Source organism: Corynebacterium capitovis DSM 44611, from assembly GCF_030440535.1.
In the GTDB taxonomy this organism is placed as follows: domain Bacteria; phylum Actinomycetota; class Actinomycetes; order Mycobacteriales; family Mycobacteriaceae; genus Corynebacterium; species Corynebacterium capitovis.
The window spans coordinates 1,186,953-1,202,200 of sequence record NZ_CP047117.1 but is presented as its reverse complement, the minus strand read 5'-3'; the positions used below and the strand labels follow the sequence as shown (position 1 = coordinate 1,202,200).

Below are 15,248 nucleotides of genomic sequence, written 5' to 3'. Positions count from 1 at the left end.
ACCGTACGCAGGGGATTTGTGTTATCTGACGGGTGCTGGCTAATGTTCTTTCTCGCCGCCGGAACGGGAAGCCCCAAGGTGAAACGGACCGAGTCGGCAGAATAATTTCAGAAACAGCGTCGCGGACGGAAAGTTACCGGTTAACGCCAGGTTGACTTCGAGAAAACGACAATGTAGCCTGAGCAAGCTGCTTTCACTTCAATCCTGATGGGTTGGTGGTGGGGTGTGCGTGTGGTGTTTGAGAACTCGATAGTGTGCCAATGTACTTTTGTTTGTGGGTTGGTTGTGTGCTGTGTGTGTCTTGCTGTGCTGCTGCTTGGTTGTGGTGGTGTGGTGGGGTGTGTGCCGGCGTGCATGTGCTGCTGCTGCTTGGTTGTGGTGGTGGTGTGTGTGGTTGGTGGCATGGTGCGTGATTGATTCGCGTGGTGTGTTTTTTGTGGCTGGCCTTTTGTGCTGCACTGCTGTGTTTTGTGGTGTGGTGTGGGGGTTGGTTGTTTTTTTGTGCGTGGCTGTGTGCGCTCTGCTTTGGTGTGGGGTGTGTGTGGTTGCGTGTTTTGGTTGGGTTTGGGCTTTTCACGGCCTGTTTCTGCTGAAACGTTTTTGTGGAGAGTTTGATCCTGGCTCAGGATGAACGCTGGCGGCGTGCTTAACACATGCAAGTCGAACGGAAAGGCCCTGGCTTGCTGGGGTGCTCGAGTGGCGAACGGGTGAGTAACACGTGGGTGATCTGCCCTGTACTTCGGGATAAGCTTGGGAAACTGGGTCTAATACCGGATAGGAATCGCATGTTGGTGTGTGGTTGGAAAGCTTTTGCGGTATGGGATGAGCTTGCGGCCTATCAGCTTGTTGGTGGGGTAATGGCCTACCAAGGCGTCGACGGGTAGCCGGCCTGAGAGGGTGTACGGCCACATTGGGACTGAGATACGGCCCAGACTCCTACGGGAGGCAGCAGTGGGGAATATTGCACAATGGGCGCAAGCCTGATGCAGCGACGCCGCGTGGGGGATGACGGCCTTCGGGTTGTAAACTCCTTTCGCCAGGGACGAAGCTTTTGTGACGGTACCTGGATAAGAAGCACCGGCTAACTACGTGCCAGCAGCCGCGGTAATACGTAGGGTGCGAGCGTTGTCCGGAATTACTGGGCGTAAAGAGCTCGTAGGTGGTTTGTCGCGTCGTTTGTGTAAGTCCATGGCTTAACTGTGGGGTTGCAGGCGATACGGGCATAACTTGAGTGCTGTAGGGGTAACTGGAATTCCTGGTGTAGCGGTGAAATGCGCAGATATCAGGAGGAACACCGATGGCGAAGGCAGGTTACTGGGCAGTTACTGACGCTGAGGAGCGAAAGCATGGGTAGCGAACAGGATTAGATACCCTGGTAGTCCATGCCGTAAACGGTGGGCGCTAGGTGTGAGTCCCTTCCACGGGGTTTGTGCCGTAGCTAACGCATTAAGCGCCCCGCCTGGGGAGTACGGCCGCAAGGCTAAAACTCAAAGGAATTGACGGGGGCCCGCACAAGCGGCGGAGCATGTGGATTAATTCGATGCAACGCGAAGAACCTTACCTGGGCTTGACATGAACAGGATCGCCGCAGAGATGTGGTTTCCCTTGTGGTCTGTTTGCAGGTGGTGCATGGTTGTCGTCAGCTCGTGTCGTGAGATGTTGGGTTAAGTCCCGCAACGAGCGCAACCCTTGTCTTATGTTGCCAGCAATTCGGTTGGGGACTCATGAGAGACTGCCGGGGTTAACTCGGAGGAAGGTGGGGATGACGTCAAATCATCATGCCCCTTATGTCCAGGGCTTCACACATGCTACAATGGTCGGTACAGCGCGTGTGCGAGCTTGTGAGAGTGAGCTAATCGCTGAAAGCCGGTCGTAGTTCGGATTGGGGTCTGCAACTCGACCCCATGAAGTCGGAGTCGCTAGTAATCGCAGATCAGCAATGCTGCGGTGAATACGTTCCCGGGCCTTGTACACACCGCCCGTCACGTCATGAAAGTTGGTAACACCCGAAGCCGGTGGCCTAAACCCTGTGTGGGTGGGGAGCTGTCGAAGGTGGGATCGGCGATTGGGACGAAGTCGTAACAAGGTAGCCGTACCGGAAGGTGCGGCTGGATCACCTCCTTTCTAAGGAGTTTTTTGTGTGCCCCCCTGCGCGCGTGGTCGTGTGGTGGGGGTGGTGGTTGATGTGTCCGTGTGTGGCACTGCCATCTTTTTTTAAATCTGGCCGGGTGGTCGCGCACCCCCTGTTGTGTGGATGATGCTGGTGTGTTGTTCGTGTGATGGTGGGCGTATGTGGTCATGACCGTGTGTCCTGCAAACGGGTGGTTGGCATGCTGTTGGGTGTCTGGGGCACTTCGCGTGTGTGCGCATGACTGTTGTGGTTGTGTGTGTGCGTGGTGTTCGTGGGCGCGCCTGTCATGATTGTGCACGGTGTGTGTGGTTGTGGGGGGTGTGTGTGGTGTGTGAGAACTGTATAGTGGACGCGAGTATCTTTCTTTTTTGTGTGTTGTGTGCCTGATTGTGTGTGTTGGGTGTGTTGTGAAGGGCGTACGGTGGATGCCTTGGCATGCTGAGCCGATGAAGGACGTGGGAGGCTGCGTTATGCCTTGGGGAGTTGCCAACCGAGCGTTGATCCGAGGATGTCCGAATGGGGAAACCTGGCACCAGTTGTGTGGTGTGACCTGCAGGTGAATTCATAGCCTGTGTGGGGGTGTACGCGGGGAAGTGAAACATCTCAGTACCCGTAGGAAGAGAAAACAAGTGTGATTCCGTTAGTAGTGGCGAGCGAACGCGGATGAGGCTAAACCATGTGCGTGTGAGACCTGGCAGGGGTTGCGTGTGTGGGGTTGTGGGATGATGCGTGTGTTCGGGCTGCCACCTGGGCCATTGTGGTGTGCGCGTGAGCGGAAGCATCTGGGATGGTGCGCCGTAGTGGGTGATGAGTCCCGTACGTGGTTGCGTGTGTGCTGTGGTGTGCGTGTTGTCCCGAGTAGCAGTGGGCTCGTGGAATCTGCTGTGAATCTGCCGGGACCACCCGGTAAGCCTAAATACTCAGTGTGACCGATAGTGGATAGTACCGTGAGGGAATGGTGAAAAGTACCCCGGGAGGGGAGTGAAAGAGTTCCTGAAACCGTGCGCTTACAATCCGTCAGAGCACCGCTGGTGTGTGATGGCGTGCCTTTTGAAGAATGAGCCTGCGAGTCAGCGGCATGTCGCGAGGTTAACCCGGTTGTGGGGGAGTCGTAGCGAAAGCGAATCCGAAGAGGGTGTGTAGTGGCATGTCCTGGACCCGAAGCGGGGTGATCTACCCATGGCCAGTGTGAAGCAATTGTAAGAGGTTGTGGAGGCGCGAACCCACTTAGGTTGAAAACTGAGGGGATGAGCTGTGGGTAGGGGTGAAAGGCCAATCAAACTCCGTGATAGCTGGTTCTCCCCGAAATGCATTTAGGTGCAGCGTTATGTGAGCTTGCCGGAGGTAGAGCTACTGGTTGGTTGAGCGGGACTATCATCTTAGCAATGTCAGCCAAACTCCGAATGCCGGTTAAGTGGTGCATGGCAGTGAGACTGTGGGGGATAAGCTTCATAGTCGAGAGGGAAACAGCCCAGATCGCCGGTTAAGGCCCCTAAGGGTGTACTAAGTGGAAAAGGATGTGGGATCGCGATGACAGCCAGGAGGTTGGCTTAGAAGCAGCCACCCTTGAAAGAGTGCGTAATAGCTCACTGGTCGAGTGGTTCCGCGCCGACAATGTAGTGGGGCTCAAGTACACCGCCGAAACCGCGGCAATGATATCCCTGTGGGGTGTTGTTGGGTAGGGGAGCGTCGCGTGTGGGGTGAAGCAGGACCGTGAGGGGTTGTGGACTGCACGCGAGTGAGAATGCAGGCATGAGTAACGAGTGGTAAGTGAGAATCTTACCCGCCGGATGACTAAGGGTTCCTGGGTCAAGTTCGTCTTCCCAGGGTGAGTCGGGTCCTAAGGCGAGGCCGACAGGCGTAGTCGATGGTCAACGGGTTGATATTCCCGTACCCGTATGCACGCGCCCAAGACGTAACGGGTGATACTAACTTCCCGCATGCTCATTATTGTGCTGCCTTCCCCTTCGGGGGGTGGTGGTGTGGTGGGTGTGTGGTGGAGGGCCTGAACCTTAGTAGGTCAGTGATGGGGTGACGCAGGAAGGTAGCCACGCCGCGGAATGGATTGCGCGGTGTAAGCGTGTGGCACGGTGGGGTGTGAAATGCAGCCCGCTTTTGTGTGAGGCGTGATGCGTAGCCCCCTAGAGGGGTGATGGTGGTGATCCTATGCTGTCGAGAAAAGCCTCTAGCGATGTGTGCGTACGGCCCGTACCCGAAACCGACACAGGTAGTCAGGTAGAGAATACTAAGGCGGTCGGGTGAACTGTGGTTAAGGAACTCGGCAAATTACCCCCGTAACTTCGGGAGAAGGGGGACCCTACGAGGTGATCACACTGTTCGTGTGTGAGCGTGGTGGGGTCGCAGAGAAGAGAGGGGAGCGACTGTTTACCAAAAACACAGGTCCGTGCGAAGACGTGATGTTGATGTATACGGACTGACGCCTGCCCGGTGCTGGAAGGTTACGAGGACCTGTTAGACCCCCCCTGGTGGGGGTCGAAGCGGAGAATTTAAGCCCCAGTAAACGGCGGTGGTAACTATAACCATCCTAAGGTAGCGAAATTCCTTGTCGGGTAAGTTCCGACCTGCACGAATGGCGTAACGACTCCCCTGCTGTCTCAACCACAGGCCCGGTGAAATTGCACTACGAGTAAAGATGCTCGTTTCGCGCGGCAGGACGAAAAGACCCCGGGACCTTCACTACAGCTTGGTATTGGTGTTCGGTGCGGTTTGTGTAGGATAGGTGGGAGACTATGACACCATCACGCTAGTGGTGGCCGAGTCGTTGGTGAAATACCACTCTGACCGTAGTGGATACCTTAACCTTGGCCCATGATCTGGGTTGGGGACAGTGCCTGGTGGGTAGTTTAACTGGGGCGGTTGCCTCCCAAAGAGTAACGGAGGCGCCCAAAGGTTCCCTCAGCCTGGTTGGCAATCAGGTGTTAAGAGTGTAAGTGCACAAGGGAGCTTGACTGTGAGACGGACATGTCGAGCAGGGACGAAAGTCGGGACTAGTGATCCGGCACCTACGAGTGGAAGTGGTGTCGCTCAACGGATAAAAGGTACCCCGGGGATAACAGGCTGATCTTCCCCAAGAGTCCATATCGACGGGATGGTTTGGCACCTCGATGTCGGCTCGTCGCATCCTGGGGCTGGAGTAGGTCCCAAGGGTTGGGCTGTTCGCCCATTAAAGCGGCACGCGAGCTGGGTTCAGAACGTCGTGAGACAGTTCGGTCTCTATCCGCCGCGCGCGTTGAAACTTGAAAAAAGCTGTCCCTAGTACGAGAGGACCGGGACGGACGTACCTCTAGTGTGCCAGTTGTTCCGCCAGGAGCACCGCTGGTTGGCTACGTACGGAAGGGATAACCGCTGAAAGCATCTAAGCGGGAAGCCTGTTTTAAGATGAGGTTTCATTCGAGGTTCCCCACAGACGATGGGGTTGATAGGCCAGAGTTGGACACACAGTAATGTGCACCAAGACGACTGGTACTAATACACCAAAACCACCCGCACACGAAACACACACCACAAAGGTGTCGTACCCGCGTCCACTATGCAGTATCTGACACACCACACCCCCCGGCCACGGGGCGCCCAACAACAAAAAAATGTGTCGGTGGTCAATAGCGGCGGGGACACGCCCGGACCCATTCCGAACCCGGAAGCTAAGCCCGCCCGCGCTGATGGTACTGCCCCCGGGAGGGGGTGGGAGAGTAAGTTACCGCCGACCAACAACTCAACAACACAAACCCCCCCAAAGCACACGCCCACAGGGGGGTTTCGTGCTTTTCCGGGCCCCGGCCCTAAACGCCCGCCATCCGCGCCTATACTGAGCGCAACTACGTGGAAAGGTTCACATGGCGTACGATTCGCAGTCCCGCGGACGACAGAGCGACGACCGCCGACGCGGAGATGGTGGCCGCGAAGGTCGCCGCGGCCGGCCCAACGACGGGCGTTCCCAGCACCGGGGAGGCACCAGCACTAATCCGCGCCGGCAGGGCTACCGCGAAGACCGCATGTCCCAGCGTCTGTCTGAACCAGATATCCCGGATGACGTGGACGTCAACGACCTTGATCGGTCCGTGCTCCAAGACCTGAAGGTTTTGTCCAAAGACAATGCCCAACGAGTGGCGCAACACATGATCATGGCCGGCACCCTCCTTGAAGACGACCCGCAACTTGCACTGCGTCACGCGCGCGCTGCGAAGAACAGAGCGGGGCGAGTCGGCGTTGTGCGTGAGACGAACGGGATTGTGGCCTACCACGCGGGGGAGTGGAAGGAAGCCCTGTCCGAGCTTCGCGCCGCGCGTCGGATCTCGGGTGGCCCGGGTCTTCTTGCTGTGATGGCCGACGCCGAACGCGGACTAGGGCGTCCGGAACGAGCGCTGGAGATCGGTCGGTCTCCCGAGGCTCGCGAACTGGATCCCGATGCCAAAAGGGAGTTGGCGATCGTTCTCGCCGGGGCTCGCCACGATCTGGGCCAGGATGAAGCGGCTCTTGCAACTCTGGACCGCTTGCAGCCTTCGTTGGAGTCGACTGAACCTTCGCTGGCGCGGCTGTCCTATGCCTACGCTGACGCGTTGCTGCGGTTGGGTCGCTCAGATGAGGCTATGCAGTGGTTCGAGCACGTGGCCAAGATTGACCTCGACGGGTTGACCGACGCAGCCGACCGTCTAGAAGAACTGGGGTAGCCCGCAGTGCCGCTCCAAGACGCCTACGACGCCCTGCTTCTCGATCTCGACGGCACGGTTTGGGAGGGAGGCCGCGCAATAGCCCGGGCGGTTGACGCCATTAATGCGGCTCCGTCGGCGAAGGTGTACATCACCAACAACGCGTCGCGCAGCCCCGCTGTCGTCGCCACGATGTTGCGCGAGGTGGGCCTAAAGGCATTTCCTCACGACGTACTCACCTCTGCCCAGGCTGCGATCGCTCTGGCGGGTGAGTTTATCAACCCGGGCGAGCCTGTTCTTGTTGTAGGTGCTCCGTCGTTTCGTGAGCTGGCGAAGGCTGCTGGGTATCGCGTGGTCGCCTCGGCAGATGACAGACCTGCGTTGGTGCTTCACGGCCACAGTCCTGACACTGGCTGGGCGGATTTGTCCGAGGCGGCTCTTGCCATTGCGCGGGGCGCTGCGTACGTAGCGTCAAATGTGGATACCACGCTACCTACCCAGCGGGGGCTCATGGTCGGTAACGGCTCGATGGTCGCTGCTGTTACGTCAGCGACGGGGGTCGTCCCCCGCTCGGCGGGTAAGCCCGAGCCAGCGATGTTTTTTCAGGCGGCGCAGCAGGTCCACTCCTCTCGGCCGCTTGGTGTGGGAGACAGGTTGGACACCGACATCGCCGGGGCGGTGGCCGCAGGGATGGACTCGCTTCATGTGTTGACCGGTGTTTCCGGCCCGTTCGCCCTTTTATCGGCGCCGCGGGAGTGCCGGCCCACGTTCGTCGCCGAAGATTTGTCCGCTCTTGCTGCCCCTGCTGGGACACTTCGGCCCGGGCCCGCCGGCGGGTTCTCGGCGCGCGTGGAGGATGGGGAGATAGTTCTTGACGGTGGCGACGCGGAGCGTGGGGGTTCTTTAGATGCGTTGTTGACTGCGCTTGACGTTGCGTGGTCGCAAGACTGCCTGTCGGGGCGCATTCGTCCCGTTTCGTCAGCAGCGCGCGCCGCCTGTAAGCAGTGGTGGTAGCACATGTCGTCCCCACGGCCGCGCGACCCGCGCGCACCTCGCATCTCGCCCGGTGAGATTGAGCAACGCATTAGCAGCATTCTCGCGGAGGACTGCGCAAACCTAGCGGAGGAGATCGACCAGCTCAACCGCGCACATTCCATTCTTCACGAGGCGTTGCGCGAGGCGTAGACTGCCCGTTTCGCGAAAGGAGACATCATGCCCCCTCAACGCCGCAGGCTCGATGCCGAGCTGGTGCGCCGGAAGTTGGCCAGGTCGAGGGAACACGCTCAGCGGCTGATCAAAAGCGGCTGTGTTGAAGTCAACGGGTTTGTTGCGAGTAAGCCGGCCACCGTCGTGGACCCCGCGGCATCGATCCGCGTCGCTGCGGCAGCCGAAGAGGACTGGGCGTCCCGCGGTGCGCACAAGCTGCTGGGGGCATTAGAGGCGTTTGAGGCGCGCGGATTAGACGTCGAGAAGCGGCGTGCCCTCGACGCGGGGGCGTCGACTGGAGGTTTCACTGACGTGCTTCTGTCGCGGGGGGTGCAGGAGGTCGTTGCCGTGGATGTTGGATATGGGCAGCTGGTGTGGCGTCTCCAGAATGACCCGCGGGTCACAGTTTTGGACAGAACGAATATTCGCACGCTTACCGCGGAGATGATGGGGGGCCCAGCCGATCTCATGGTGGGCGACCTCTCGTTCATATCTTTAAAGCTCGTCCTCCCTGCTATCGCATCGTGCATGTGCGATGGGGCGGACCTTGTGCCGATGGTAAAGCCGCAGTTCGAAGTGGGCAAAGACCGGCTCGGTAGTGGGGGAGTCGTGCGGTCTCCTCAACTGCGGGAAGACGCCACTCGCGACGTGGCTGAATGTGCGCAGGAGATCGGGCTCAGTGTCCGAGACGTCGTTGCATCGCCGCTTCCCGGGCCGAGCGGCAACGTAGAATATTTCCTGTGGCTCGTCAAAGATGCCGGTGCTTCGCGGCTCGACGGCGAGCGGCTTGCTTCTTTGGTACACCGCGCCGTCGAGGAAGGACCGACATGACATTCCGCCATAAGAGAACGATCCTTCTTGTCCCGCACACCTACCGGGCCGGCAATATCGCTGCGGCCGCGCGCGCAGCCGACCTGCTGAGCGCCGCCGGGATTGGGGTGCGCCTGCTGGACCAGGGGAAAATGGGCCCTGTCGAGGAGGAGGAGGCCCTACGCGCCCTCGAGCGGGTCGAGGAGGGGCCGGAGGCCGCGGCGGGATGCGAGCTGGTCCTAGTTCTCGGGGGCGATGGCACCTTCTTGCGCGCGGCCAATTACGCCCACATCCAAGACGTTCCCGTGTTGGGCATCAACTTGGGCCACGTGGGCTTTCTGGCCGAATGGGAGCAGGAAAGCCTCGATGAGGCGATTGGACGAGTGATCGACAGGTCGTACCGCATCGAGGAAAGAATGACCATTGACATCGTGCTGCTCGACGCGGAAGGCAATGAACTCGGTGAGGGCTGGGCGCTGAACGAGGCGAGCATTGAAAACGTTAATCGCACGAAGGTGGTGGATGCCACGCTGGAGGTCGATCTGCGCCCGGTGTCCACCTTTGGGTGCGACGGCGTCCTCATTTCCACCCCGACGGGTTCTACCGCCTACGCCTTCGCTGCTGGCGGCCCCGTCATGTGGCCGGAGGTGGAAGCGCTCCTCGTGGTTCCCAACAACGCCCACGCCCTGTTTACCAAACCGCTTGTCGTTTCGCCCCGCTCCACCGTTGCGGTCGAGCTTGAGCCCACGACGGGTGATGCAAACGTCGTCCTTGACGGCTTTCGTATGCTCTCTATGCCTCCGGGGTCCAGGGTGGAGGTGGTTCGCGGGCGTCGCCCAGTGCGCTGGGTGCGGTTGGACGAGCATCCCTTCACGGACCGCCTAGTGCATAAGTTCCACCTCCCGGTGTCGGGGTGGCGCGGGCCTGCCACGAAGTAAGCGCGTAGGTTCGCTTTGTAATGCTTACGGAACTTTCTATCTCGAACCTCGGTGTTATCCCGCGTACTACTGTGGAGCTCAGCCCGGGGCTGACGGTGTTGACGGGTGAGACGGGTGCTGGCAAGACCATGGTGGTCACTGGACTGCGCTTGCTCACTGGAGGTCGGGCGGATGCCTCCCGCGTGAGGACGGGTGCGGAACAAGCCGTGGTGGAGGGGGCCTTTAGCCTCACGGGCCTGAGCGAGGAGGCTGCCACAGAGATTCACGCCCTCGCCGCTGAGGCTGGGGCGGAGCCCGATGAGAACGGCGAATACGTAGTGTCCCGGTCGGTCAAATCAACGGGCAGGTCCCGCGCGCACCTCGGCGGCAGATCCGTGCCTGCCGCCACGCTAGCCTCGCTCGCGGGCCACCTTATTACGATCCACGGGCAGAACGACCAGATCCGGCTGATGTCGCCTGACCAGCAACTCGCCGCGCTCGATCGATACGACCCGAGAATCGGTGAATCACTGGTCGCTTATCGCGATGTGTGGACCCAGTGGCGTGCGGCGACCAGGCTGCTCCGGGAGAAGACGGAGAAGCGCCGCGAGCTCGCGCAAGAAGTTGACCGGTTGCGCTTCGCACTACAGGAGATAGACGCGGTCGCTCCCGCTGCGGGGGAGGACGATGAGCTTGTGTCCTCAATCAATTTGCTTCAAGACGTTGACGCGCTGCGGGAAGCCGCCGACAGCGCACTCGTTGCTATCGACGGAGCACCGGCAGAATTCGCGGAATCGGCAGGCAACGAAGCGGCCTCGGACCTCGTCGGCAAAGCGGCGGCATCGCTGACCGGTGCTAGCGATGCCAGCCTGCAGCAACTGGGTGCCCAGCTCGAATCGGTGGCCAGCGTCTTATCGGACGTTTCCGCCGAATTAGGCAGCTTCCTCGCAGGTTTGCCCAGTGATCCGAGCGAGCTTGAACGGAGCCTGCAACGACAGCAGGAACTAAAGGGGCTGACTCGGAAGTACGCGCCCGATATCGCGGGTGTTTTAGAATGGCGCGCAAAAGCTGAGCGTCGATTGAACAAAATCGACACCCCGCCGGAGGCCGTCGAAGAACTGAAGCGGGAGGTGGCCACGCTGGAACGCGAGGTCAAAACTCGCGCTCGGGAGTTGAGTAGTGCGCGTCGACGGGCGGCGACGGAGTTAGCCCGCGACGTCACCCGAGAGCTGCGTGGACTCGCGATGCCCAAAGCACGCCTCACCGTGCACATCAGCGAACAGGACCCGGGCCGCGACGGGGCGGATGTCGTGGAGTTGCGCCTTGCCCCCAACGATGCTCTGGAACCGCGACCCCTCGCGACCAGTGCCTCGGGCGGCGAGCTCTCCCGCGTCATGCTGGCGCTGGAAGTGACGCTGAGCTCGACGGATAAAGGCGCGACGATGGTCTTCGATGAGGTGGACGCAGGAGTCGGCGGGCGAGCAGCGGTCGAGATCGGCCGGCGGCTCGCGCGCCTTGCAACCCACAACCAGGTCATCGTCGTGACGCACCTGCCCCAGGTCGCCGCGTACGCGGATACGCACCTCCACGTCGCCAAGAATGTCGGTGACGTTGCCGTCACCTCGGGGGTTGCCACACTCACCCTCGAAGAGCGTGTTGAAGAGCTAGCGCGGATGCTCGCAGGTATGGACGATTCCGAAACGGGCAGGGCCCACGCGGCCGAGCTGCGAGACCGAGCGCGCGCGGACGTCTCGGCACTGCGGCAGGAATTGCGCGCTTAGACCCCGCGCGCCTCCACGGTAAAGACCCCGCGGCCGTGCACTATTGCTGGCATGAGTGTCTTTCCTACCGATCCCGATGCGAGGATTGCTGACGCGAAGATTGCCGAAGGGGCTTTAAGGGACTGCACTCCGCGGGGTCGCAGCTCCGGGGTAGTAGGAAGGCTTGGACGGTTTAGCGAGGGCGACATTGCTGTCGTTGATTCCCCTGAGCTCACGAGGCGGGAAACGGAGGCGCTGATCTCGGCACGACCTGGGGCCGTGGTCAACCTCGCCGCCTTTACCACCGGTGGCCTGCCTAGCTACGGGCCTCTCTTGCTCCTTGATGCGGGAATTCCTCTCATCGAGGACGCTGGGGGCGCACTTCGTTCCGCGTTGCGGGGCGGACGCTTCGGGAAGAAGGCGACGGTAACCGGGGACGGCGGGGTTACCGTCGGGAAGAAGCTCGTTGCTCAGGGCCGAATCGTTGACCGGGCTGCCGTTGACGCCGCGTTCGCGGAGTCGCAGCGGGCTCTGCTGGACCACATGGAGGCCTACTTCGGCAACACCATCGAGTTCATCCATTCAGAGGCACCGCTGCTTATAGACGGCGTCGGCGTCCCCGACATCGGTAACGACATGGAGGGGAGGAAGGTTCTCATTGCGTCGCCCGAACCGACGACAAGGGACAAACTCCTCGGGTTGCGCAACTTTATCCGGGAGTATTCGCCCGTCATCGTCGGAGTCGGCGCGGCAGCTGACACCCTCGCCGACCTGGGATACCGTCCCGATTTCATCGTCGGCGACCCCCTCGATGTTTCGGCCGAGAACCTGCGCGGGGAATCGAGGGTTATCCTGCCGGCTGACCCTGACGGCTACGCGGTTGGCCTGGAGCGGATCCAGGACCTCGGCGTGGGTGCGATGACGTTTCCCGCGGCGACGGATTCGCCGCTCGACCTGGCCATCATGCTCGCGGCCTTCCACGGTGCGGAGATGGTCGTCACCGCGGCACCGGATATCGATCTCGACAGAATTCTCGCCCATTCTGCCGAAGCGACGCCGGCGGCGCTTCTAACCAGGCTTAAGGCGGCTCCGCGGCTGGTGGACTCGAGCGTCATCGCGAACCTATATGAGGTGAACTCGGGGTCCTCGGTCGCCTGGGCCTGGGCTATTCTCGGGGTGTTGGTTGCCTTGGCTGTGGTAGTACTCATCGTCGGGTTGGGGGGAGACCAGGCGTTCGTCGATAACCTCATCCACACCTGGAACAACATCGCGTTGAGTTTCCAAGGGTGGGTTCGGGGATTGTTCAACTAAGAAGGAGGCGTTGTGGGTCATCAACGCGGTAGAGCAGCGTTCGTGCTGGCGGGGCTCGGTTGGGGCCTGGCCCTCGGCACAGCCTTTGGCGTGCTCGCGCTAGCGCCGGCCATGCAAGATGGGTCCGGAGTTCAAGCCGCCGGCCCAGACCACGCAACGCAGGAGCAGCTGAGCCGGGCTGAACGCCACGCGGAGGCTGCCGAAAATCTGCTCGGCGCCGACCCGCGGGCAGTCCTCGGTGACGCTCTGGATGGCCTGCGGGTGCTGATCGTCCGCACGTCTGATGCTAGCAACGAAGATGTCACTGCCACACGCACACTCCTCAGCGACGTCGGGGCGCGGGATGCGGGGAGCATCAGCCTAACCGACCTTTTTGTGTCTCGGGAGGGGGCGGACGAGCTGCGTTCGATCGTGGCCAACACCCTGCCCGCCGGCGCGCAGTTAAGCGTCGACAACCTCTCACCTGGGACACACGCCGGGCAGGCGCTCGGGGCCGCGCTTCGTCCCGACGCCAGCGCGGACGACCGGATCTTGCTCCTCGACGCGCTCGCGCAAGGCGGGTACCTGAGTTACGACGCCGAGGTGTCAGACGGGGCCGACGCGGTTCTCGTCGTCGGCGCACCCAGCGGAGACGACGCCGCGTTTGCGCAAAAGATGCTCGATGACTTCGTCACCGCTCTCGGCTCAAACGGGCGCGCCGCGGCACGCGATAAGGAGGGCGTCGATACCGTCGCGGGGCGCTTCGAAGCCGTCCACAACCTAGCCAGCTCGAAATCTCAAGCGGGTGAGAGCTGATGGCGCATGAATACAGGGTTACGGAGTCCGAAATACTCCTCGACGCGCCCATTCTCGCTGTGCGCCGCGATCGCGTCGTCATGCCGGGAGGGCACAGTGCAGCCCGCGAGATAGTAGAGCACTTCGGCGCCGTCGCGGTAGCCGCGGTGGACGAGAACGGCAGAATCGCCTTGGTGGAGCAGTACCGGCATTCCGTCGGCAAGCGACTGCTCGAGCTCCCCGCCGGCCTGCTCGATGTTGCAGACGAACCGGAACTGGCCTGTGCCGAGCGGGAGCTGAGGGAGGAAGCTGGCCTCGCGGCGAGCAGGTGGGGAGTGCTGGTCGATCTGATCACCTCGCCGGGGTTCGCTGAGGAAGCGGTGCGGGTGTTTCTCGCGCAGGACCTTGCAGAAGTGGCCCGGCCCGAGGCGGAAGACGAGGAGGCGGATCTCACCATCATGTGGGTGGACCTCCAGGAGGCGCGGGAACGGATCCTGAGCGGGGACATTGTCAACTCGATTGCCGTAGCGGGCATCTTCGCGGCGTGCGAGGCAGTAGAGCGCGGGTCCCAGGGGCGAGACGTGGCCGAACCCTTCTGCTGGCGTCCGAGGTCGCTCACTGAGCGCCGGAAACTTCGAGGCCATGGCCGCGACCTGAAAAGGATGTAATGCGTGCCGACGAGCTAGCTCGGGTGTGGCTTGATCACCTCGCGGTGGAACGGGGGTTGTCCAAGCACACGCTGAGCAATTACCGACGCGACGTGTCCCGCTACATTACGTGGCTTGCTCAAGCGGGGCATTCGACCCTCGACGCCGTCACGCCCCGTGACGTGGAAGCGTACCTCGCCGACTTAAGGAGGGGAACCGAAGAATCACCGCCTTTGGCAGCATCTTCGGCCGCCCGCGCTCTCGTTGTCGTGCGGGGCTTGCACAAGTTCGGGGTGGCGGAAGGGTACCTTCACGCCGATGTGGCCGCCGAGGTCAGCCCGCCGCCCGTCGGTGAGAAGCTACCGGGTGCGCTCACGGTCCAACAAGTCGCTCAGCTTCTCGACGCTGCCCCGGCCACGACCCCAACGCAGCTGCGCGACAAGGCACTACTGGAGACCCTGTACGCCACCGGCGCGCGGATCTCAGAGATTCTTGCCCTCGTCGTGGACGACATAGCCGATGTCGTAGACACCGTGGAGCTCCCAGAGAAGGAACCAGGCGACGTGGCGGTGGTGACTGTTACGGGCAAGGGGAACAAGCAGCGTCTCGTGCCAATTGGTTCGGCGGCGCGGGAGGCGCTGCGTGCGTACGTGGTTCGCGGGAGGCCGGCGCTTTCCCGGGGTGCGTCCCACGCGCTCTTTCTGAATAACAGAGGGGGCGCGCTGTCGCGTCAAAGCGCATGGACGCTCATGAAAGACGCCGCCGCACGCGCCGGCATAAACGTCGACGTCTCTCCCCACACACTTCGCCATTCCTTCGCCACGCATTTGTTGCAGGGAGGGGCAGACGTGCGAACCGTGCAGGAGCTCCTGGGACACTCGTCGGTGACCACGACGCAGATTTATACCCACGTGACGGTTGAGACTCTCCGAGAAGCCTGGCTTACCTCACACCCGCGCGCATAATGCGTAAAATGACACCCGTGTAATCTAGAAGTCAACGCTCTAGGATAGACAGGCCCTAGG

The 15,248-nt window shown here is 61.2% G+C and carries 10 protein-coding genes and 3 rRNA genes; all 13 read left to right on the top strand.

Going from position 1 to position 15,248, the window contains the following annotated elements; translation table 11 throughout:
* Window positions 1-599: 599 nt before the first annotated feature.
* The 13 genes from CAPI_RS05890 (at window position 600) to xerD (ending at window position 15,188) form a co-directional block, all read left to right on the top strand.
* Window positions 600-2,124: ribosomal RNA gene (locus CAPI_RS05890) — 16S ribosomal RNA — on the top strand.
* Between the two features lie 405 nt (window positions 2,125-2,529).
* Window positions 2,530-5,639, top strand: a 23S ribosomal RNA gene (locus CAPI_RS05885).
* Window positions 5,640-5,740: 101 nt separating this feature from the next.
* Window positions 5,741-5,858, top strand: a 5S ribosomal RNA gene (rrf, locus tag CAPI_RS05880).
* Together the 16S, 23S and 5S rRNA genes form the textbook arrangement of a ribosomal RNA operon.
* 127 nt (window positions 5,859-5,985) lie before the next feature.
* Window positions 5,986-6,819: a tetratricopeptide repeat protein gene (locus tag CAPI_RS05875; protein WP_156806777.1), complete on the top strand. Its 834-nt coding sequence runs from the start codon at window positions 5,986-5,988 to the stop codon at window positions 6,817-6,819.
* A 6-nt stretch (window positions 6,820-6,825) separates the two neighbouring features.
* Window positions 6,826-7,812, top strand: a complete 987-nt coding sequence (locus CAPI_RS05870) for an HAD-IIA family hydrolase (RefSeq protein WP_018017115.1) — start codon at window positions 6,826-6,828, stop codon at window positions 7,810-7,812.
* Window positions 7,813-7,815: 3 nt separating this feature from the next.
* The gene (locus tag CAPI_RS05865; RefSeq protein WP_018017114.1) at window positions 7,816-7,983 is read left to right on the top strand and encodes a hypothetical protein; all 168 of its coding nucleotides are present in this window, start codon (window positions 7,816-7,818) and stop codon (window positions 7,981-7,983) included.
* A 27-nt stretch (window positions 7,984-8,010) separates the two neighbouring features.
* A complete protein-coding gene (locus CAPI_RS05860; RefSeq protein ID WP_018017113.1) occupies window positions 8,011-8,835 on the top strand; it encodes a TlyA family RNA methyltransferase in 825 nt (274 codons plus the stop codon).
* Window positions 8,832-9,752, top strand: a complete 921-nt coding sequence (locus CAPI_RS05855) for an NAD kinase (protein ID WP_018017112.1) — start codon at window positions 8,832-8,834, stop codon at window positions 9,750-9,752. Before CAPI_RS05860 ends, CAPI_RS05855 begins: the two co-directional genes overlap by 4 nt.
* Before the next feature lie 20 nt (window positions 9,753-9,772).
* On the top strand, window positions 9,773-11,512 hold the full coding sequence (recN, locus tag CAPI_RS05850; protein ID WP_018017111.1) for a DNA repair protein RecN: 1,740 nt from the start codon (window positions 9,773-9,775) through the stop codon (window positions 11,510-11,512).
* A gap of 51 nt (window positions 11,513-11,563) precedes the next feature.
* On the top strand, window positions 11,564-12,802 hold the full coding sequence (gene steA / locus CAPI_RS05845; RefSeq protein ID WP_026157061.1) for a putative cytokinetic ring protein SteA: 1,239 nt from the start codon (window positions 11,564-11,566) through the stop codon (window positions 12,800-12,802).
* 12 nt (window positions 12,803-12,814) lie between these two features.
* Entirely contained in the window at window positions 12,815-13,597 is a 783-nt protein-coding gene (locus CAPI_RS05840; protein WP_018017109.1) for a copper transporter, read from the top strand.
* Window positions 13,597-14,244, top strand: coding sequence for an NUDIX domain-containing protein (locus CAPI_RS05835; protein ID WP_018017108.1), 648 nt, complete (start codon window positions 13,597-13,599; stop codon window positions 14,242-14,244). Before CAPI_RS05840 ends, CAPI_RS05835 begins: the two co-directional genes overlap by 1 nt.
* Complete coding sequence (gene xerD, locus CAPI_RS05830) at window positions 14,244-15,188, top strand: site-specific tyrosine recombinase XerD (RefSeq protein ID WP_018017107.1); 945 nt, start codon at window positions 14,244-14,246, stop codon at window positions 15,186-15,188. The genes CAPI_RS05835 and xerD overlap by 1 nt, the downstream gene beginning before the upstream one ends.
* The last annotated feature ends 60 nt before the right edge of the window (window positions 15,189-15,248 follow it).

Excerpts from the sequence above, each read along its gene's own strand:
- CAPI_RS05875 (WP_156806777.1), top strand. The coding sequence starts at position 5,986 with ATGGCGTACGATTCGCAGTCCCGCGGACGACAGAGCGACGACCGCCGA.
- CAPI_RS05865 (WP_018017114.1), top strand. The coding sequence starts at position 7,816 with ATGTCGTCCCCACGGCCGCGCGACCCGCGCGCACCTCGCATCTCGCCC.
- CAPI_RS05860 (WP_018017113.1), top strand. The coding sequence starts at position 8,011 with ATGCCCCCTCAACGCCGCAGGCTCGATGCCGAGCTGGTGCGCCGGAAG.
- CAPI_RS05855 (WP_018017112.1), top strand. The coding sequence starts at position 8,832 with ATGACATTCCGCCATAAGAGAACGATCCTTCTTGTCCCGCACACCTAC.
- recN (WP_018017111.1), top strand. The coding sequence starts at position 9,773 with ATGCTTACGGAACTTTCTATCTCGAACCTCGGTGTTATCCCGCGTACT.
- steA (WP_026157061.1), top strand. The coding sequence starts at position 11,564 with ATGAGTGTCTTTCCTACCGATCCCGATGCGAGGATTGCTGACGCGAAG.
- CAPI_RS05835 (WP_018017108.1), top strand. The coding sequence starts at position 13,597 with ATGGCGCATGAATACAGGGTTACGGAGTCCGAAATACTCCTCGACGCG.
- xerD (WP_018017107.1), top strand. The coding sequence starts at position 14,244 with ATGCGTGCCGACGAGCTAGCTCGGGTGTGGCTTGATCACCTCGCGGTG.